The organism is Neisseria basseii (genome assembly GCF_962707005.1).
Lineage (GTDB): Bacteria > Pseudomonadota > Gammaproteobacteria > Burkholderiales > Neisseriaceae > Neisseria > Neisseria bergeri.
The window spans coordinates 21,247-41,916 of the sequence record NZ_CAUIXH010000018.1 but is presented as its reverse complement, the minus strand read 5'-3'; the positions used below and the strand labels follow the sequence as shown (position 1 = coordinate 41,916).

Here is a 20,670-nt window from a genome sequence, read left to right as displayed (position 1 = left end):
GGGGGGGGGGGGGGGGGGGGGGGGGAGTGCGTTGTAGGCGTAGGCAATCCGGCCGGCGGGGAAGCCGTGGCGGATGAGTTTGTCGCGCTCGTGTTTGCAGTTGCCGATGATGTACACGCCCAGCTTGTCGAAGAGCTTGGCGATTTTGGGGTAGGTTGCCGCGTCCAAACCGTGCGAGTGGTAGATGATTTTGGTTTTCGGCGAAACGATTTTGGCGGCAAGGGCGCAGGCTGGAACGACGCGCGCCATTTGGCAGTCGATGATGTCGGGTTGTTCGCGGCGCAGCATCCGGGCGTAGGCAAAGGTGCTTTTGAGGTAGCCGGCAAGCCCGCCCCGGTAAAAATCAACCGGCTGCCAACGGATGCCCGATGCTTGCGCCTCTCCGACAAAAGGCCCGTCCGAAGAAGCAAGGATGATGTCGTGCCCGCGCCGTTTGAGCAGCCGCCCGAGGCGGACGGTGGCGGTTTCCGTGCCGCCCAAGCCCGACATAGAAGTGGTCAGGATGATTTTCATAATGGAAACCCTTGTTTTTTCAAATAATGAAACAGTTTGTGCAAATCTTTCCGGTGGCGCAGGATGCAGCCTGCCAGATATGCCGCCCATACGCCGGCAAACAGGGGGTAGTTTGCCGGTGTGCCGAAGCAGGTGTAGGCCGCCGAGGAGGCCAGGCAGAACAATGTGTGCATATAAAGCGGCAGGCGTTTGAGCGGCTGCCACAGGCGACAGGAGCTTTCTGTCTTGAAAACAAAAAACAACCAGAATGAGGCGGCACAGGCAACCGCCGCGCCGCGCGCGCCGCCGGACGGTACGGCAAGCCCCAGCAGCAGCAGGTTTGCCGCCAGCGCGCCCAAGGTGGCAAATGCAATCGGACGCGTTTTGCGGACGACGTTCAAACCGATGCCGCTGATTTCTACCAGCGTGCAAAACAGCGGCGGCAGCATACACGATACGACGATAAACCGGACGGCGGCGTAGTTTTCCGGTAGCAGGAGGGAGGCGAGGGGCGAGAAAATGCCGGTCAGGCAGACGGCGGCGGCAAGTAGGGCGGCGGCGGATTCTGCCGTTGCCGAGAGACGGGCGGGCGGGGCGTTTTCTTCGATTGCGCGGAAAATATACGGTGTCCAGACCGTTGAAAAGATGCTTTGGAACAATAATGCCGCCCCGCCGAACGAAATTCCCATCGAATAAACGCCGAGCTGTTCCAGGCCGGCATATTTTTTCAGGAACAAACGGTCGGCGGATGCCAGCCCCCAATAGGCGATGCTGCTTAGTGCGATCGGTATGCCGTAGCGCAGCCCCCGGTGCAGGACGGGGCGCGAAAACGGCGCGCGCCGGACGGCCTTCAGACGGCATCGGTTTTGAAACAGCAAAAAGGCGGCAGCGGCAAGGTTTGCCAGCGCGTAAATGGCGGTCAGGACGGCGGTGTTCGCCGGAAAGTGCAGCAGCCCGACCGTCAGCGGCAGCAGCAGCAGGATGGCGAGCTTGGGCACGAGTTGCGCGGACGAAAAGGCAAGGGCGCGTCCTTCCATACGCAAAACCAGTAAGAGAAAGCGGATGGGCAGGAAGCTCAGTTCAAACAGCACCAGCCCGATGCCGGCGGCGGCATCGTCGAGCGAAAACAGGATTTCAGACGGCAGGGACGGGCGGGAAAGCAGCAGGGCGGCTATCGCGGCGGCAGACAGCAGCGGCGGCAGGAACAGGGTTTTGAACAAGGTGTCTTTGTCGGCGGCGGCATAGTATTCGCGGACGTATGCCTGATCCAGCCCGAGGCACAATACCGACACCGTCAGTCCCGCCGCCGTCTGCATCAGCACGATGCGCCCGATGTCGTCGGCGGGGAAATACCACGACAGCAGCGGCAGGATGATGACGGCTAAAACCGCGCTGCCGATCGAGCCTGCCGCGTAGCCGAGGATTTCTTTTGTGTCCATTTTTGATGTCCGGGCGGAGGCGGGATGCCGCCGGTGCCGTCTGAAGCCTTTTTTGATCGGAATTTGACGGCTTTCAGTCCGTCGCGGCTGCCGGCGGGGTGCGGCAGTCCGGTTTGCGCTTTTCCGGGCGGGCGGCGGTCTGAACGGGGCCGTTTTTTATCGGCGTTATTATATAGTGAAACGGCGCAAACCCTTTAAAAGGCGTTGCCGTTTTTTCGGAACACGGTTTTGATGTCGTGTCCGAGGATTTCGCTTGAAACGGGTGTCCACAAGGGCGTTGCGGAAAGGGCGGCGCGGTTTTCGGGCAGGGAAAACAGGTCTTTGCCGTTGCCGAGGATTTTGGGTGAGCGGTACAGGACGATTTCGTCCGCCAAATTTTCCGCCAAAAATGCGGAGGCGAGTCGGGAACCGGCTTCGACCATGATTTCGCCGAAACCTTCGTCGGCAAGCAGGCGCATCAGGTGGTGCAGGTCGATTTTGCCGTCTGCCGTTTCAGACGGCATCAGGATGCGGATGTGTGCGTGTTCCCGATAGGGGCGGAGTTTGTCTTCATCGCGTTCCAAGGTGGCAATGTAGGTCGGAGATTGTCCGTCGGTAACCAAATGGCTGTACGGGTGCAGGCGCAGGCGGCTGTCTAACACGATGCGCGCGGGTTGGCGCAGGGTTGGGAAGTCGCGGACGTTGAGTTGGGGATTGTCCGCCAACACCGTGCCGATGCCGGTCAGCACCGCGCAGCTTTCGGCGCGCAAAACCTGTACGTCGGCACGCGCTTCTTTGCCGGTAATCCAAAAGCTGCTGCCGTCTGAAAGCGCGGTTTTGCCGTCCAGCGAAACGGCGCATTTGAGGCGGACGAAGGGGCGGCGGCGTTCGATGCGCGATAAAAATCCCCGGTTGAGTTCGCGTGCTTTGTTTTCAAGCAGCCCGCATTCCGTCTTGATGCCCGCTGCTTCGAGCAGGGCAAGCCCTTTGCCTGCAACCAGCGGGTTGGGGTCGCGCATGGCGGCAACGACGCGTGTTACGCCGGAACGGAGCAGAGCTTCGGCACAGGGCGGGGTACGCCCGTAATGGCTGCACGGTTCGAGGGTAACAAAGGCGGTCGCACCTTGTGCCATTTCGCCCGCCTGACGCAGGGCGTGGACTTCGGCATGGGGTTCGCCCGCTTTGACGTGGAAGCCCTGCCCGACAATTTGGCTGCCGTGTGCGATAACGCAGCCGACGCGCGGATTGGGCGAAGTGGAAAAACGCCCCAAAGCGGCAAGGTCGAGGGCTTTTTGCATCATGGATGTATCTGTGTCCGAAAACATGGGGATACCGTATCAGTATGGGTTGGGGAGAATCAGGTTTTGCCGCCTGTTTTGACGGCTTGCGCCAGCCACGAGGCGAAATGTTCCGTGCTGTCGAAGCGTTTGTGCAGGGCGGCGAAGCGGACGGCGGCTTCCGTGTTGTGCTCAAGCAGCTCTTTTAGCACCATGTCGGCAAGTTCGGCAGAGGGGATGTCGCGAAGACCCGAAGTGTAGAGCCTGTGTTCCGTCAGGCGGACGGTTTCGTCAATCTGTTCGGGTGTCAGGGCGGATTTTCGGGCGGCGGCGGTCAGGTCGTTGCGGAGACGTTGTGCATTGAAGGGCGAACGTTTTTTGTCCGGACCGATGACGGCGGGCATTTTGAGTTCGACGGTTTCGAGTGTGCCGAAGCGTTTGCCGCAGCTGGGGCAGTGGCGGCGGCGGCGGACGGTATTGCGCTCTTCCATCAGGCGGGAATCGGCAACTCGGGTGTCTGGGTGGCTGCAAAACGGGCATTTCATGGTATTTCCTCACTGATGCCGTCTGAACGTCAAACCGATACGCCGGCTGCGCGTGCGATTTCCAGGCCTTCTTCGGCACTCATATAGACGGGGTTACGGGGTCGGTCGTTTAAAATAATTTTGCCTTCGCGGAACATGACCAGTTCGTTCACGGCAAGTTGGGACCATGATTCGTCGCGGGTCAGCGGCAGGGTGGCGATAACGGCAACGCGGTCGTCCGGCGTGGTTACTTCGGCAAAATCGACCATTACATCGTCGTCGAGCAGGCGTGCCTTGCCGAACGGGGCTTGGCGGACGATGTAGTGCAGCAGCGTGCTGGCGTGGGCAAACAGGGAAATGCCGTCTGAAAGCATAAAGTTAAACAGCCCGAACTTGCGGATTTCGTGCGTCAGCCCCGCAATCGCGTCAAACAGCGTGTCGTCGTCGGGACGGACGGCAAAGCGGGTGCGCAGGCGGTTGAGGATGTGGCAGAACGCGCGTTCGGAATCGGTTGTGCCGACGGGGTGGAAAAATTCGCCCTGTTCGGGAAAAAAATCGACCAAATGCCCGTTGTGGGCAAACAGCCAGTAGCCGCCCCACATTTCGCGCATAAAGGGATGAGTGTTCGCCAGCGAGGTTTGTCCTTGCGATGCTTTGCGGATATGGGCGACGACGTTTTCCGATTTGATTTGGTAGGCGCGTACGAGGTCGGCGACGGGGGAATTTGCACTCGGCTTGTCGTCATGGAACAGGCGCACGCCTTTGCCTTCGAAAAAGCCGATGCCGAAACCGTCGGCATGATGGTCGGTAATGCCGCCCCTGCGGCGGAAGCCTTCAAAGGAAAACATAATATCGGTCGGCGTATTGCAGTTCATGCCCAGCAGTTGACACATAGTTTGTCCAAATGATTCAGATGGTCGCAAGTATTCGGATTATACCCCGAACCGAAAATGCCGTCTGAAATACGGCTTGTTCCCTATTATTCCCGCGAAAACAGAAAACAAAGACGGAAACTTAAGATTCCGTCATTCCCGTGCAGGCGGGAATCCGGTCTGTCGGGGTTCGGTTGTTTTTCGTTTCGTAACTTTTGAGCCGTCATTCCCGCGCAGGCGGGAATCTGGAATTTCAATGCCTCAAGAATTTATCGGAAAAAACCAAAACCCTTCCGCCGTCATTCCCACGAAAGTGGGAATCTAGAAATGAAAAGCAACAGGAATTTATCGGAAATGACCGAAACGGAACGGACTGGATTCCCGCTTTTGCGGGAATGACGGCGACAGGGTTGCTGTTATTCCGGATAAATTCCAGTGATTTTGAATTTCCGGATTTCCATCTGCGCGGAAATGACGGCGGACGGATTGTCGTTATTCCGGATAAATCCCTGCGATATGGAATAACCAGATGCCCGCTTTCGTGGAGAATGATGATGGAAAGTCATCATCGTGCGTCAAACCCGCGCGGCAGCACACCGGTAAAGCCGATGCCGTCTGAACGCCCTTCAGACGGCATCGGTATGGCTGATCAGAGATACGGTTGCAGGGTGCGGCGGAGGATGTCCGTGTCGGTAATTTCGGTGATGACGGCTTCGCCCAGCCGGTTCAGACCGATAAAGCGCATCACGCCGCCGCTGACTTTTTTGTCGTGGCTCATATGTTCGAGCCATTTTTCAAAGGCAAACACGGGCGGTGCGGACGGCAGTCCGGCGGCTTCGAGCAGGGCGGCGAGCCGCGCGGTATCTGCGGCGGAGGTTTTGCCCAGTTGTTCGGACAAACGCGCCGCCAACACGCAGCCGGCGGCAACGGCCTCGCCGTGCAGCCATACGCCGTAACCCATTTCCGCCTCGATGGCGTGTCCGAAGGTGTGTCCGAGGTTGAGCCATGCGCGTATGCCTTGTTCGGTTTCGTCTTGGGCGACGATGTCTGCCTTCATCTGACAGCAGCGGTACACGGCTTGGGCGAGTTTTTCCCGATCGAGCGTCATCAGTTCGGGCATATGCTGTTCCAGCCATTCAAAAAAACCGATGTCGCCGAGCGTGCCGTATTTAATGACTTCCGCCATACCGGCGGACAGTTCGCGGGCGGGCAGGGTGTGCAGCGTGTCCAAGTCGGCAAGTACGGCTTGCGGCTGGTAGAACGCGCCGATCATATTTTTGCCGAGCGGGTGATTGATGGCGGTTTTGCCGCCGACGGAGGAATCGACCTGACTCAACAGCGTGGTCGGTATTTGAACGAACGGTGCGCCGCGCTGGTAGGTGGCGGCGGCAAAGCCGACCATGTCGCCAATCACGCCGCCGCCCAGTGCGATGAGCGTGGTTTTGCGTTCGGCGCGGTTTTGCATCAGCCCGTCAAAGATGAGGTTGAGCGTCTGCCAGTTTTTGTGCGCCTCGCCGTCGGGCAGGATGATGCTGAAATGGGATACGCCTGCCGCATCCAATGCCGTCTGAAGCGTGCCGAGGTAGAGTGGGGCGACGGTTTCGTTGGTGATGATGGCGGTGCGTTTGCCCAAATGCGGTTGGAGCAGGCTGCCCGCCTGCGGCAGCAGTCCGTTGCCGATAAAGATAGGGTAGGTGTGCGAAGGTGCGTGTACGGTCAGTGTTTTCATTGTTGTTCCTTAAAGTTTGAACCGCCGGCCCGCCGGGCGGGGCGCGGTTTGGTTTTTTGGGCGCGGCGCATATGCCGGTTTATCTGGATAAGCGTTTGAGCAGGGTTTGCACGGTTTCCCGGCAGTTTCCCGATTCGACGGTGAAGTCGGCGGTTTGCCTGTAAAGCGGGTCGCGTGCGGTATAGAGTTCGCGCAATCTGCCTAAGGGATCGGCAACTTGTAAAAGGGGGCGGCTACTGTCGCAGCGCGTCCGTTCGAGGAGCGTCTCAGGTTGCGCGTGCAGATAGACGACTGTGCCGCTTTTGCGGATAAGGGCGCGGTTTTCTTCTTTTAACACCGCGCCGCCGCCGGTGGACAGGACGATATGCGGCAGGACAATCAGTTTTCTGAGTATGGCGGTTTCGCGCGAACGGAATCCCTGTTCGCCTTCCATTTCAAATATGGTGGGGATGGGAACGCCCGCCGCTGCGGCGATTTCGTGATCGCTGTCGTAAAAACGGTAATCCAGCCGCTGCGCCATTTGCCGGCCCAGCGTGGTTTTGCCCGCGCCCATCAGTCCGATGAGGATGAGTTTGTCGTTAAAGTTTTTCATCACGGTTCCTTAATGTTTGACACCCCGCCTTTCGGGGCGGCAGGGTTCGGGCTTGTCGGGTTACGGCAGGATTTTATACGAAATCGGCAGGGCGGCGGTACGTTTGGAAAAATAACCCGACCATCCCGAATCTTTCTGATTTTAAGGAAAAATAAAAGAAATCAGGGAGGTTTTTTATTTCAGGCTGTGTTTTGACAATCCGTTGATTTCACTTATTTGTCAGGAAAAGGCAATTATCTTTGCTTAGGTAAACAATTATCCAATTGAATATATTGAAGATAATATGTTTATCAATACTATATTCAAACACAGCCGATCAAAAAAACGGATTCCCGCAAAAACAGAAAACAAAGAACAGCAACCTAAAATCCGTCATTCCCGCCTGCGCGGGAATGACGGCATTTCGGCAGGCGCAGGATAAATGCGTAAGGCGGATGCGTAAGATGGGTTGTAGGGTGGACTGTAGGGTGGGCTTCAGCCCACCGATTTCAACCAACTCCGCCGAAAACCGAAACCGCCGAATCACGCCTATTCCCCAAAACCCTTGATGCGGTGAAATTGGTGGGCTGAAGCCCACCCTACGGCTCGATGAATCGTCAGGAATGCCCTAATCGTCATTCCCGCGCAGGCGGAAATCCGAACACGTCCGCACGGAAACCCATATCCCGTCATTCCCGCGAAAGCGGGAATCTAGAATTTCAATGAGGCAAGAATTTATCGGAAAAAACCGAAGTTTAAAGACCTAGATTCCCGCCTGCGCGGGAATGACGGGGTGTTTCGGGTTGCTGTTTTTTGTGGAAATGATGAGGCTTTGGATTGTGAGGATTTATCCCTTCCGCCGTCATTCCCACGAAAGTGGGAATCTAGAAATGAAAAGCAACAGGAATTTATCGGAAATGACCGAAACTGAAGAGACCGGATTTCCGCTTTCGCGGGAATGACGGCTCAAAAGTTACGAGACGAAAAACAAGCGAAACCGGACAAGTTGGATTCCCACCTGAGCGGGAATGACGGCATTTTGGGCGCGGCAAAAGCATAAAGAAAGGGCATATGCCATAAAACATATGCCCTTATTTTGCCGCATCAATAGCGCAGGCTGTTGCCGGCCGTATCCATAATCCTCGGGGTAATGAAAATCAGCAGTTCGCGGCGGTTGGTGCTTTTCCCGCGTGTTTTAAAGAGGTTGCCGATAACGGGGATGTCGCCCAACAGGGGGACTTTGGTCAGCGTATTGCCGTTCTCTTCTTCATAAATGCCGCCTACAATCAAAGTGCCGCCGTTTTCAACCATAGCCTGCGTATTCAGGTTTTTGGTTTGGATACACTTGGTCGTCTCATCTTTTACGGTACAGTCGACAGGTGTGTCTTTATTGATTTTGACGGTCATAATGATTTGCCCGTCGGGCGTGATGTTCGGCGTAACGGTCAGCCCCAATACGGCTTTTTTGAAGGTTGTGGTCGTGCTGCTGCTGCCACCCGAACTTGAAGTGTCTTGGAAGGGGATTTCCGTACCGGATTCGATTTTGGCTTCTTTCCGGTTTTGGGTCAGTACGCGCGGATTGGCAAGCGTTTTGGTTTTTGAAAGCGACTCGGATGCGGACAATTCCAAATTCAACGCGCCGGAGGAAATCGCGCGCACCAGCGAAATGCTGTTTGCGGCAGCGGCAACCGGCAGGTTGATGCTGGTTTGGGCAGACCATTTGCCGTCGCCGCCTTCAAAACCCGAGTTCACACCCCAGCCAAATGCGCGGTCTGCATCTTTCAGTTTTTTCTTGCCTGTCGCGCCGAACTTAACGCCCAAATCGCGCGAGAAGCCGTCTGCCGCTTCGACGATACGCGCCTCAATCATCACTTGTTGCGCGGGCACGTCCAATTCGTCAATCAGTTTGCGGAATTTTTCGATGACGCTGCGGGTGTCGGTAACAATCAGGGTGTTGGTGGCGGGATCGATCAGCACGCTGCCCCTGCCGCTGATAAGCGTGTTGCGGTTTCCGGTCGTGTCGGCATTGTCCAAACGCAGGATGCTGCGGAATTCTTCTACGTTTTTGTATTTCAACTGGAAGTTTTGGGAATACAGCGCACCCAGATCGGCAATGTCTTTTTCTGCCTGTAAGAGGGCTTTGTCTTTGGCAAGCAGCTCGTCGCGGGGCGCGATGTTGACGATGTTCCCTTGCTGGCGCATATCGAGGTTGCGCGCCTGCATAACCAAATCCAAAGCCTGATCCCAAGGTACGTCTTTGAGGGAGAGGGTCATTTTGCCGTTGACGGAATCGCTGGCAACAATGTTCATCCCGGATTCTTTTGCCAAAATCTGCAGGATGGTGCGGACTTCGACATCTTGGAAGTCAAGGGAGATTTTCCGGCCTTTGAAGGTTTTGGGCGCATTGTTCACGCCGCCCGACTCGAGGTTTTGTTTTTTCGGCAGGACTTGGAAGGTAAAGTATCCGGGCGCGGCGGATTTGTTGACGAGTTCCCAGTTGCCGGCTGTTGTGATAATCAGCTGGGTGTCGTTATTGAAGCGTTTCAGCGTAACCTTTTGAACCGGTGTTTTGAAGTCTGCCACATCCAAACTGCGTTGGAGCGCGGTCGGCAGGGTATGGTTTTTCAGCGTAACGATGATGTGGTCGCGCTGTTGGCTGATGTCGGGCTGCCCGGCAAAGCCCAATGCCGCCAATTCGATAATGCCGGCATTTTTGCCGTCTTTGCGGAAATCGATATTGGTTTGTTTTGCCTGTACAGCTGCCGTTTGTTGTGTTGCGGGGTTGAACGGGGCGGATACGGATACTACGGACTCGGTAAACGGTGCGGCAGCCTGTTGTTTTGCCGGTGCGGCAGGCGCGGCTTTTACGGCGGGGCGGGTGGGGGCGGATGTGGTATCGTCCGATTCGTTGATGAGAATCCAAACTTCATTTCCGCGTACTTCGGTATTGTATTGGCCCGGTTTGTTCAGATTCAGAACCAGACGCGCACGGCTGCTGTTTTGTGCGGCACTGATTTTGCTCAACAGAGGGTCGGCATATTCGAGTACCTGTTGATCCATGGAAATGCCGGTTTGTTCAAAGTCCAAGGCGATGCGGGCCGGTGAGGAGGTTATGAAGCCGGTCGGGTTGACAACTTCTTTGTCAAAGCTGACTTTGATGATTTTCTGTTTGTTGGGCAGGGAGGAGACTTTGATGTCTGTAATGTTTCCTGCCGATGCCGTCTGAAAGGCGGCGGTTGCGACAAACAGGCCGGAAATGATTTTTGTCAGTTTGGTATTCATATGGATTAATCCCCTTCTTAATTTTGTTCTGCGGCGGGTGCTGCCGCTTGTTCGGTGTTTTTGTCGGAAGCGTTCAGAGGCAGTTCCGCCCTGCGGGAAACCCAGTTGCCCGTACCGTCTTCGATTAATTCGTTCAAAACGATGCTGTCGTCGGTAATGCTTTGGATTTTACCGTAATTTTGCCCCAAATAGTTGCCGATGCCGACTGTGTAGACATAACCGTCGGCTTCAACGAAGCCGGATACTTTCTGACCGGACTTCACAATGCCGACATAGCGTATGTTTTCCAAGCTGAATTTTTCCAGCGTTTCTTTAATACGCTTGGTGTCGGGGGCGTTACCCCCTTTTTTGGCGGCTTCCATTCGGTGGAAATCGAAAGCGTTGGGTCCTGTCGTCTGAGGGGGGCTGTATACCGGCGCGACCGGCAGGGTCGGAGCTTGGAAAGGTATGATTCCTGCTTTGGCTTCCTGCTGTGTCTGAGCCATCCACCCGTTCAGGTCTTCAGCATCTTGGGAACAGGCAGATAGGGTGGCAAGGCTGATGAATAAGGCGTAATATTTCATGGTTTCCCTAACATAAGTTATTTTTGTTCGGCATTTTGTGCCGCTTCTGCAGCCTGCTGTTGTGCGGCAAGTTCTTCTATGGATTTTGCCTTATAGGTAGTGGCAATGGCGCTGAGGTTCAGGATGTTGCTTTTGCCGTCCGCCCCCCCTCCGTTTTCGGAGGATTGGGTGATTTTGAGCGATTCAAGGGTGATAATCCGCGAAAGGCTGCCGACATCGCGCGTGAACTGGTTGATTTGATTGTAGTTTCCGGTAATGGAAATGGAATAGGGCAGCCTTTGTATCGGGCCGTCGTCAACAGGCGGCTGCGGTATGACGCTGTCCAAGCGCAGGCCGTTGCTCGAACCCGCCTGATGAAGCTCTTGAACCAGATTGGGAATTTCGGAATCGGTCGGAAGCTGTTTCAGCATAATGTTGAAGGCGGATCGGATGGAGGCAAGCTCTTCTTTCAGGTTGTCCAAACTGGCCGCGTCGATACTTTTCTGTTTGTAGGTGTTTTTCAGTTCGGTTTCTTTTGCTTCATATTCCTCAAGGGATTCCATCTGGCTTTTGAACAATCCGGCATAACCGAGCCCCAGCATGGCGGCAACGACCAGCAGGGCGATAAAAAGCCTGGCAGGAAGGTTGAGCAGGTGAAGATTGTTGAGATCCAAGTTGGTTTTAGATGATTTAGAAGCCATTCAGTTTGCCTCCTGTGCATTTCCCGAAGCCGGATTCTCTTTGGATTCGGCCGCCTTTACGATAGGTTGTAATGTTGCCTGAAGGGTAAATTCTTGATACGAATTGTTTTTCTTGATGCTTAACAATTCGGGTTGCTTGAATATGCCGGTATTAGGCATCGCCCTCATCATGGCGGCAACGCGGTTGTCGCTGGATGTCCTGCCGTTGAGCCGGTAAGAGTCGGCGGTAACGGCATCCAGCGAGGTCAGGTAGGTGCTTTCGGGGACGGCCTCATTCAGGCTGTCGAGGATTTTTGCGGCTTGGAGGCGTTTGAGTTGGAGTTCCTCGATTTTGTTTTTCTTAATCAGGAAGGCATCTTTTTCCTGTTTGAGCTTTTGTATTTCTGACAGCTCGGTATCCAAGTGTGCGATGGAGGTTTCCAGCAGCGTGTTTCTTTCCGACTGGTTATTGATCATGTTGTCGATAAACAGGTAGGTTGCCGCAACGGCGGCAACGCCCGTCAGCACGGCGCCGTACATCAGCATTTTAAACTGCTGCTGTTTGCGCTTGTCCATCTCTTCCCTGTAGGGGAGGAGGTTGATTTTGATTAAATTGTTCATAATTATAATCCCCGTACCGCCAAACCGAACGCCCTGGTCAGTGTCGGCGCATCAAGTTCGAATTGTTGTTTGTCTGTTTTGAGGTCGTCCGCAAAATAACGTGCGGGATGGACGCATTGTACATCCGCATTGGTTTGCGAGGCGACGGTTTGGGCGATGCCTTCCTGGCGCACCGCTTCCCCCGTCAGTAGGATATGCTTGATGTCGGTCATATCGTCTGCGGTCTGCGTGGTGTAATAAAACTGCAAGACCCTTTGTATTTCTTGGGTAATCTGCTGGTTGAAATGGTCTGCCACTCTTTCTTGGTAATCGGAAGGTTTTTGCGGGGAGTTGATGATTTCTTCCGCTTTTTCTTCTGTCACCTGATAGGTGCGCTGGATGAGTTGGTTGAGCTGTTCTTCGCTGACGGAGGTTTCCTGTTTGTATAGGATTTTTCCGTCTTGGATGACCAAGGCGTAGGTTTGTGCGGCATATACGCCGAAAATGGCGACTTTTTCGGCTGCAAGTTCGGGGGCGAAATGGTTTATCCACAGCGCGTAGGCGTTGTATTGCCCGAAAATGTCCACATCAAGCGCGGATAATTTCATACCGGCGGCGTTGAATGCGTCAATCAGGGGTTCGATTTCATCCTTTCTCGATGCAACGGCCAAAACAGCTTCGCCGGCGGCCGATTGGGACAAGACCTGATAGTCGTAATTGGCTTCTTCGAGCGATATTGAGCTGACTTCGGAGATGGAGGACTCCACGAACCCCTGCAGATCTAATTCCGCATCTTTGGCCGTGTAGGTCAATTGTTCGATGGTTGTCAGATTTTGCGGGACGGATGCGATGATGTTTTTGCACGAAGCACCCAGTTCGGAATAGGCTTGTTGCAAATATGTAACAAGTTGATCGTAATTTTGAACTTTGTTGCCTTGGACAATATTTTTCGGCAGTTTGACAATAATGTATTTTTCCAATTGGATTTGGTTTAAACTACGTCCTGACAATTGGACCATTTTGATGGAATGTTGGTCGATGTCGACGCCGATTGCCGTGCGGTTATTGAGCCCTGAGGATTTCTTTTGGGGCTTGGCATCTGTTTTTTTAGGGTTTTTCAAGCTGTTAAACAAGCGCATGATGAAGTTCCTACTTTATTTGTACAGTGAGTAACCGTTTCGGTATCCGTAATGGATTTCTTGTTTTTTACACGTTGAAACTGTGCTTTGTAGAAATCGGCTGCTATTTTACTTTATTTAATACCGATAATGGTAAATTATCATTCAGCTATGATTAAAAAGATTATAACTACCTGTTTTGGTTTGGTTTTTGGATTATGTGTATTTGGAGTGGGGCTGGTTGCCATTGCTATTTTGGTAACGTATCCGAAACTGCCGTCTTTGGATTCTTTGCAGCATTACCAGCCTAAAATGCCGTTGACTATTTATTCGGCGGATGGAGAAGTCATCGGTATGTATGGGGAGCAGCGGCGCGAATTTACAAAAATCGGCGATTTCCCCGAGGTGTTGCGGAATGCGGTTATCGCCGCCGAGGACAAACGCTTTTACCGGCATTGGGGGGTGGATGTTTGGGGTGTTGCCCGCGCTGCCGTCGGCAATGTCGTGTCCGGCAGCGTGCAGTCGGGTGCGAGTACGATTACACAGCAGGTGGCGAAAAATTTTTATTTGAGCAGTGAAAAAACGTTCACACGCAAATTCAATGAGGCGTTGCTTGCCTATAAGATCGAGCAGTCTTTAAGCAAAGACAAAATCCTCGAGTTGTATTTCAATCAGATTTACCTCGGTCAGCGCGCCTATGGTTTTGCATCTGCCGCGCAAATCTATTTCAATAAGAATGTCCAAGATTTGACTTTGGCGGAAGCTGCCATGCTTGCGGGACTGCCCAAGGCTCCGTCTGCCTATAATCCGATTGTTAATCCGGAACGTGCCAAGTTGCGCCAGAAGTATATTTTGAACAATATGCTCGAGGAGAAGATGATTACCGTGCAACAGCGCGATCAGGCGTTGAATGAGGAGCTGCATTACGAGCGGTTTGTTCAGAAAATCGATCAGAGTGCTTTATATGTGGCGGAAATGGTGCGTCAGGAACTGTATGAGAAATACGGTGAAGATGCCTATACGCAGGGTTTTAAGGTTTATACCACGGTCCGCACCGATCATCAGAAGGTGGCAACTGAGGCATTGCGCAAGGCTCTACGGAATTTCGATCGCGGCAGCAGCTACCGCGGTGCGGAAAACTATATCGATTTGAGTAAGAGTGAAGATGTCGAGGAGACTGTCAGCCAGTATCTGTCGGGACTCTATACCGTCGATAAAATGATTCCCGCCGTTGTGTTGGATGTTACTAAAAAGAAAAATGTCGTCATACAGCTTCCCGGCGGCAGGCGGGTTACGCTTGACAGGCGTGCCTTGGGTTTTGCGGCCCGCGCGGTCGATAATGAGAAAATGGGTGAGGATCGTATCCGCAGGGGCGCGGTCATCCGTGTCAAAAACAATGGCGGGCGTTGGGCGGTGGTTCAAGAGCCGCTCCTGCAAGGTGCTTTGGTTTCGCTGGATGCGAAAACCGGGGCGGTGCGCGCGCTGGTCGGCGGTTATGATTTTCACAGCAAAACATTCAATCGTGCCGTTCAGGCAATGCGGCAGCCGGGTTCGACCTTTAAGCCGTTTGTCTATTCGGCGGCATTATCTAAGGGTATGACCGCGTCCACAATGGTTAACGATGCGCCGATTTCCCTGCCGGGGAAAGGGCCGAACGGTTCGGTTTGGACACCTAAAAATTCAGACGGCAGATATTCGGGATATATCACTTTAAGGCAGGCTCTGACAGCTTCCAAGAATATGGTTTCCATCCGTATTTTGATGTCTATCGGTGTCGGTTACGCGCAACAGTATATCCGGCGTTTCGGCTTCAAACCGTCCGAGCTGCCTGTCAGCCTGTCTATGGCTTTAGGTACGGGCGAGACGACACCGTTGAGGATAGCGGAGGCATATAGCGTATTTGCGAACGGCGGATATAGGGTTTCTTCGCACGTGATCGATAAGATTTATGACAGAGACGGCAGGTTGCGTGCCCAAATGCAACCTTTGGTGGCCGGGCAAAATGCGCCTCAGGCAATCGATCCGCGCAATGCCTATATTATGTATAAGATTATGCAGGATGTGGTCCGTGTCGGTACGGCAAGGGGGGCAGCTGCGTTGGGAAGAACGGATATTGCCGGTAAAACGGGTACGACCAATGACAATAAGGATGCGTGGTTTGTCGGGTTTAACCCTGATGTGGTTACTGCCGTATATATCGGCTTCGACAAACCTAAGAGTATGGGGCGTGCCGGCTACGGCGGTACGATTGCGGTGCCGGTTTGGGTGGACTATATGCGTTTTGCGTTGAAAGGAAAGCAGGGCAAAGGGATGAAAATGCCTGAGGGTGTGGTCAGCAGCAATGGCGAATACTATATGAAAGAACGTATGGTAACCGATCCAGGCTTGATGCTGGACAACAGCGGTATTGCGCCGCAACCTTCCCGACGGGCAAGAGAAGATGATGAAGCGGCAGTAGAAAAAGAACAGCAGGGAAGGTCTGACGAAACGCGTCAGGATGTACAGGAAACGCCGGCGCTTCCGAGCAATACGGATTCCAAACAGCAGCAGTTGGATTCTCTGTTTTAAAGACTCCGCGAAATGCCGTCTGAAAAGTCTTTCAGACGGCATTTTAGATTTGGCAGTGGCAATTTTTTAAATGTTTGCGGTCGGTCAAGTGGGGGAAATACGGTTTCCGTATAATGGGTTCAGTCTTCCTCTGGAGAGGAAGCGGTGGCATCTGCTGCGTCAAACCAGCTTCCGACAGTTCGGTTGACTTCGTCAATACCTTGTTTTTTCAGGCTGGAAAACAGCTGTACGCTGATGTTTTGCCTGTCGGAATAAGGTTTGAGCAGTTTTTTGACTTGGGACAGGGTTTTTATCTGTTCGCTTTTGGATAATTTGTCGGCTTTTGACAGCAGGATGTGAACCGGCCGGCCTGTGGTGTGGAAAAAGTCCAGCATACGGATGTCGAGTTCTTTTAAAGGATGGCGGGCATCCATAATCAGAATCAGACCGATAAGCTGTTTCCGATGGCGGAGGTAGTCGCCGAGCAGATTGACCCAATGTGCGCGTACCGCTTCGGGGACTTGGGCATAACCGTAGCCGGGCAAATCGACCATAAAATTGCCGTTTTGCAGCTCGAAAAAGTTGATATGCTGCGTCCGTCCCGGTGTTTTTGAAACGTAGGCAAGACGGACATGGTTGGTCAGGGTATTGATGGCACTGGATTTTCCGGCATTGCTCCTGCCGACAAAGGCAATTTCGAGCGATGTGTCCGGCAGGTCTTTGAGATGGTTTACCGTTGTGAAGAATTTGGCGTTTTGAAAAAGGTTCATGGACATATCCTTGTTTTCTGCCGCCGTTTGACCGACAGCAAAAATATGCGGTTGGTTTTATGTGAAACACAGTAGTAATTTAATGTAAATTTAGTATAGAATATCACGTTTGCAGAATCATCGGTTTTAATCGGATTAAAAATCCCGTATTTGAATATAAAAAGAGCATTGTTGCGTTATCCAATGCTGTAATCAGGAGCACTCCATGAAACGATTGACTTTATTGGCCTTTGTTTTGGCTGCCGGTGCGGTTTCCGCATCTCCCAAAGCAGACGTGGAAAAAGGCAAACAGGTTGCCGCAACGGTTTGTGCGGCTTGCCATGCAGCAGACGGTAACAGCGGCATTGCGATGTATCCGCGTTTGGCGGCACAGCATACTGCTTACATCTATCATCAAACTATCGGTATCCGCGACGGCAAACGCACCCACGGGTCGGCAGCTGTGATGAAACCGATGGTAATGAATTTGAGCGATCAGGATATTTTGAATGTATCCGCATTCTATGCCAAACAGCAGCCCAAATCCGGCGAAGCCAATCCTAAGGAAAATCCCGAATTGGGCGCGAAAATCTATCGCGGCGGTTTGAGCGATAAAAAATTGCCGGCGTGTATGTCCTGCCACGGTCCGAGCGGTGCAGGTATGCCCGGGGGGGGGAGTGAAATTCAGGCTTATCCGCGCTTGGGAGGACAACATCAGGCATATATTATCGACCAGATGAACGCTTATAAATCCGGTCAGCGCAAAAATGCCATTATGGCGGATATTGCAAACCGAATGTCCGAAGAAGATTTAAAAGCAGTTGCTAACTTTATCCAGGGTTTGCGTTAATCATCCAAGGGTCTGCTTCAGAAGCCGTCTGAAAAGGTTTTCAGACGGCTTCAGACAATTTTGCGATAAGTTTTCTAAATCGCATTTGTTAGGATTGATATAAACCATCTTTATAGTCTTGAAATAAAAGGCATCAAGACAGTAGAATCGGAGCAGAGTGTCCTTTATTGTCCGATTCCGTCTTCTATATTCCTGATTGCGGAAGAAACACACAATGAGTAAATCCCGTAGATCTACCCCGCTTCTTTTACATCCGTGGTTCGCTTTTTTCAGTTCGATGCGTTTTGCGGTCGCCTTGCTCAGTCTGCTGGGTATTGCATCGGTTATCGGCACGGTGTTACAGCAAAACCAGCCGCAGACAGATTATTTGGTCAAATTCGGACCGTTTTGGGTGCAGATTTTTGGTTTTCTGGGACTGTATGATGTCTATGCTTCGGCATGGTTCGTTGTCATTATGCTCTTTTTGGTCATCTCAACCAGTTTGTGCCTGATTCGCAATGTGCCGCCGTTCTGGCGCGAAATGAAGTCTTTTCGGGAAAAGGTTAAAGAAAAATCTTTGGCGGCGATGCGCCATTCTTCGCTGTTGGATGTAAAAATTGCGCCCGAAGTTGCCAAACGTTATTTGGAGGTGCAGGGTTTTCAGGGAAAAACCGTCAGCCGTGAGGACGGGTCGGTTCTGATTGCCGCCAAAAAAGGCACGATGAACAAATGGGGCTATATCTTTGCCCATATTGCTTTGATTGTCATTTGCCTGGGTGGGCTGATAGACAGTAACCTGCTGTTGAAACTGGGTATGCTGACCGGTCGGATTGTTCCGGACAATCAGGCGGTTTATGCTAAGGATTTCAAGCCCGAAAGTATTTTGGGTGCGTCCAATCTCTCATTTAGGGGCAACGTCAATATTTCCGAAGGGCAAAGTGCGGATGTGGTTTTCCTTAATGCTGACAACGGGATGTTGGTTCAGGACTTGCCTTTTGAAGTCAAACTGAAAAAATTTCATATCGACTTTTACAATACCGGTATGCCGCGCGATTTTGCCAGTGATATTGAAGTAACGGACAAGGCAACCGGTGAGAAACTCGAGCGGACCATTCGCGTGAACCATCCTTTGACTTTGCACGGCATCACGATTTATCAGGCGAGTTTTGCCGACGGCGGTTCGGATTTGACATTCAAGGCGTGGAATTTGGGTGATGCTTCGCGCGAGCCTGTCGTGTTGAAGGCAACATCCATGCGGCAGTTTCCGTTGGAAATTGGCAAACACAAATATCGTCTTGAGTTCGATCAGTTTACCTCTATGAATGTGGAGGACATGAGCGAGGGCGCGGAACGGGAAAAAAGCTTGAAATCCACGCTGAACGATGTCCGCGCCGTTACTCAGGAAGGTAAAAAATACACCAATATCGGTCCTTCCATCGTGTACCGCATCCGTGATGCGGCAGGGCAGGCGGTCGAATATAAAAACTATATGCTGCCGATTTTGCAGGACAAAGATTATTTTTGGCTGACCGGCACGCGCAGCGGTTTGCAACAGCAATATCGCTGGCTGCGTATTCCTTTGGACAAACAAGGGAAAGCGGACACTTTCATGGCATTGCGCGAGTTTTTGAAAGATGGGGAAGGGCGCAAACGTCTGGTTGCCGACGCAACCAAAGACGCACCTGCCGAAATCCGCGAACAATTCATGCTGGCGGCGGAAAACACGCTGAACATCTTTGCACAAAAAGGCTATTTGGGATTGGACGAATTTATTACGTCCAATATCCCGAAAGAGCAGCAGGATAAGATGCAGGGCTATTTCTACGAAATGCTTTACGGCGTGATGAACGCCGCTTTGGATGAGGCCATACGCCGGTACGGCTTGCCCGAATGGCAGCAGGATGAAGCGCGGAACCGTTTCCTGCTGCACAGTATGGATGCATACACGGGATTGACGGAATATCCCGCCCCTATGCTGCTGCAACTTGACGGGTTTTCGGAAGTGCGTTCCTCAGGTTTGCAGATGACCCGCTCGCCGGGCGCGGTTTTGGTTTATTTCGGCTCGGTGCTGTTGGTATTGGGTACGGTATTTATGTTTTATATACGCGAAAAGCGGGCGTGGCTGTTGTTTTCAGACGGCAAAATCCGCTTTGCTATGTCTTCCGCCCGCAGCGAACGGGATGTGCAAAAAGAGTTTCCAAAACACGTCGAGAGTCTGCAACGGCTCGGTAAGGATTTGAATTATGACGCAACACATTAAAACCCTGCCCGAACACGAGCTCCTGCTTGAAAAATCCTTTATCCGCAACCTGAATGCCCCGGATTGGCTGTTTGCCCTGTCGGTGTTCGGGGGGGCGGTGTTTGTTCAGGCGCGTTTCGGTATCCGGCTGGATGTTTACGAAACGGCCATTCTGTGGGCAAGTGCCGGTATTGCCGTGTTTTTGGGCTGGTTTTTCAAGCCGATGCGCGGATTTATCCCTTTGGGCGTATTGCTTGCTTATGCTGCCGTCGGTTTGTACGGCGGCAACATCAAATCGGCAGACGGTTTCCTGCTGCGGTATTTCCTCAGCAGCCAGTCGGCGATTATGTGGCAGTGTGCATTCGTCTTTTTCGCCCTGTTTGCCTATATTTCGGGCGCGGTTTTGGCAAGCGTAAAAAATGTGCCGACCAACACGCTGTTGGGTATGGGAACCGTGTTTGCATGGGTGTCTGCCGTAGCAGGCTTTACCGGTCTGCTGGTACGTTGGCACGAAAGCTATCTGCTCCGTCCCGATGCGGGGCATATTCCGGTTTCCAACCTTTATGAAGTCTTCATCCTGTTTCTGGTGATTACCGCGCTGATGTATTTGTATTATGAAAGAAAATTCGCCGTGCAAAAACTGGGCGGATTCGTATTCGGCTTTATGGCGGTCGTCGTCGGCTTTGTGTTGTGGTACAGCGTGTCCCGCGAGGCGCACACCATCCAGCCGCTGATTCCCGCGCTCCAGTCTTGGTGGATGAAAATCCACGTTCCGGCAAACTTTATCGGTTACGGCGCGTTTTGCATTTCCGCGATGTTGGGCATTGCCGAGCTGTTTTCCCTGCGTGCGGAAGAAAAAGGCGGAAAACTGTGGCTGCCGCCGTCGGCATTGATTGACGAGGTGATGTATAAGGCGATTGCCGTCGGCTTTTTGTTCTTTACCATTGCGACCATTTTGGGTGCGCTGTGGGCGGCGGACGCGTGGGGGCGTTATTGGAGCTGGGACCCGAAAGAGACGTGGGCGTTTATCGTTTGGCTGAATTACGCCGTGTGGCTGCATTTGCGGCTGGTGGCGGGCTGGCGCGGGCGCGTGTTGGCTTGGTGGGCGGTAATCGGACTGTTTGTCACTGCCTTTGCCTTTGTCGGGGTCAATATGTTTTTGAGCGGGCTGCATTCTTACGGAACGCTTTGATACGGTGCG

The 20,670-nt window shown here is 52.9% G+C and carries 17 protein-coding genes; 4 read left to right on the top strand and 13 right to left on the bottom strand.

From position 1 onward, the window contains the following. The 12 genes from Q9I99_RS08970 to pilM all read right to left on the bottom strand — a co-directional run. The coding region (locus Q9I99_RS08970; RefSeq protein ID WP_304666211.1) for a glycosyltransferase at positions 1 to 513 on the bottom strand (513 nt) is incomplete at its 3' end. Beyond that, a complete protein-coding gene (locus tag Q9I99_RS08965; protein WP_301667532.1) occupies positions 510 to 1,931 on the bottom strand; it encodes a lipopolysaccharide biosynthesis protein in 1,422 nt (473 codons plus the stop codon). The genes Q9I99_RS08970 and Q9I99_RS08965, both read right to left, overlap by 4 nt. 194 nt (positions 1,932 to 2,125) lie before the next feature. Further along, positions 2,126 to 3,235, bottom strand: coding sequence for a bifunctional diaminohydroxyphosphoribosylaminopyrimidine deaminase/5-amino-6-(5-phosphoribosylamino)uracil reductase RibD (gene ribD, locus Q9I99_RS08960; protein WP_301667533.1), 1,110 nt, complete (start codon positions 3,233 to 3,235; stop codon positions 2,126 to 2,128). Positions 3,236 to 3,267: 32 nt separating this feature from the next. Beyond that, a complete protein-coding gene (locus Q9I99_RS08955; RefSeq protein ID WP_118997011.1) occupies positions 3,268 to 3,732 on the bottom strand; it encodes a transcriptional regulator NrdR in 465 nt (154 codons plus the stop codon). A gap of 29 nt (positions 3,733 to 3,761) precedes the next feature. Further along, the gene (locus tag Q9I99_RS08950) at positions 3,762 to 4,604 is read right to left on the bottom strand and encodes a class II glutamine amidotransferase (RefSeq protein WP_301667534.1); all 843 of its coding nucleotides are present in this window, start codon (positions 4,602 to 4,604) and stop codon (positions 3,762 to 3,764) included. Between the two features lie 628 nt (positions 4,605 to 5,232). After that, a complete protein-coding gene (aroB, locus tag Q9I99_RS08945; RefSeq protein WP_301667535.1) occupies positions 5,233 to 6,312 on the bottom strand; it encodes a 3-dehydroquinate synthase in 1,080 nt (359 codons plus the stop codon). Between the two features lie 79 nt (positions 6,313 to 6,391). Beyond that, positions 6,392 to 6,904: a shikimate kinase gene (locus Q9I99_RS08940; RefSeq protein ID WP_301667536.1), complete on the bottom strand. Its 513-nt coding sequence runs from the start codon at positions 6,902 to 6,904 to the stop codon at positions 6,392 to 6,394. 1,083 nt (positions 6,905 to 7,987) lie between these two features. Then, positions 7,988 to 10,165 carry a type IV pilus secretin PilQ gene (locus Q9I99_RS08935; protein WP_301667537.1) on the bottom strand — a complete coding sequence of 726 codons (2,178 nt, stop codon included), beginning with the start codon at positions 10,163 to 10,165 and terminating at the stop codon, positions 7,988 to 7,990. A gap of 17 nt (positions 10,166 to 10,182) precedes the next feature. After that, entirely contained in the window at positions 10,183 to 10,728 is a 546-nt protein-coding gene (locus Q9I99_RS08930; RefSeq protein WP_301667538.1) for a pilus assembly protein PilP, read from the bottom strand. 17 nt (positions 10,729 to 10,745) lie between these two features. Continuing rightward, on the bottom strand, positions 10,746 to 11,408 hold the full coding sequence (locus Q9I99_RS08925) for a type IV pilus inner membrane component PilO (protein ID WP_301667539.1): 663 nt from the start codon (positions 11,406 to 11,408) through the stop codon (positions 10,746 to 10,748). Next, positions 11,409 to 12,008 (bottom strand): PilN domain-containing protein, encoded by a 600-nt coding sequence (locus tag Q9I99_RS08920; protein ID WP_107819766.1) that lies wholly within the window; start codon positions 12,006 to 12,008, stop codon positions 11,409 to 11,411. A 2-nt stretch (positions 12,009 to 12,010) separates the two neighbouring features. Further along, entirely contained in the window at positions 12,011 to 13,126 is a 1,116-nt protein-coding gene (gene pilM, locus Q9I99_RS08915) for a type IV pilus biogenesis protein PilM (RefSeq protein ID WP_301667540.1), read from the bottom strand. A 150-nt stretch (positions 13,127 to 13,276) separates the two neighbouring features. Here pilM and Q9I99_RS08910 point away from each other — a divergent pair, with 150 nt between their 5' ends. Next, complete coding sequence (locus Q9I99_RS08910; protein WP_301667541.1) at positions 13,277 to 15,673, top strand: penicillin-binding protein 1A; 2,397 nt, start codon at positions 13,277 to 13,279, stop codon at positions 15,671 to 15,673. Positions 15,674 to 15,792: 119 nt separating this feature from the next. On the opposite strand, the gene yihA is transcribed toward Q9I99_RS08910, so the two are convergent. Beyond that, complete coding sequence (gene yihA / locus Q9I99_RS08905; protein WP_301667542.1) at positions 15,793 to 16,422, bottom strand: ribosome biogenesis GTP-binding protein YihA/YsxC; 630 nt, start codon at positions 16,420 to 16,422, stop codon at positions 15,793 to 15,795. A 205-nt stretch (positions 16,423 to 16,627) separates the two neighbouring features. Between yihA and Q9I99_RS08900 the strand changes: the two genes are divergently transcribed. The 3 genes from Q9I99_RS08900 (at position 16,628) to ccsB (ending at position 20,661) form a co-directional block, all read left to right on the top strand. Further along, positions 16,628 to 17,251 (top strand): c-type cytochrome, encoded by a 624-nt coding sequence (locus tag Q9I99_RS08900; RefSeq protein ID WP_127231103.1) that lies wholly within the window; start codon positions 16,628 to 16,630, stop codon positions 17,249 to 17,251. Between the two features lie 277 nt (positions 17,252 to 17,528). After that, positions 17,529 to 19,490 (top strand): cytochrome c biogenesis protein ResB, encoded by a 1,962-nt coding sequence (locus tag Q9I99_RS08895; protein ID WP_301667549.1) that lies wholly within the window; start codon positions 17,529 to 17,531, stop codon positions 19,488 to 19,490. Beyond that, on the top strand, positions 19,474 to 20,661 hold the full coding sequence (gene ccsB / locus Q9I99_RS08890) for a c-type cytochrome biogenesis protein CcsB (protein ID WP_301667543.1): 1,188 nt from the start codon (positions 19,474 to 19,476) through the stop codon (positions 20,659 to 20,661). The genes Q9I99_RS08895 and ccsB overlap by 17 nt, the downstream gene beginning before the upstream one ends. Positions 20,662 to 20,670 lie beyond the last annotated feature (9 nt).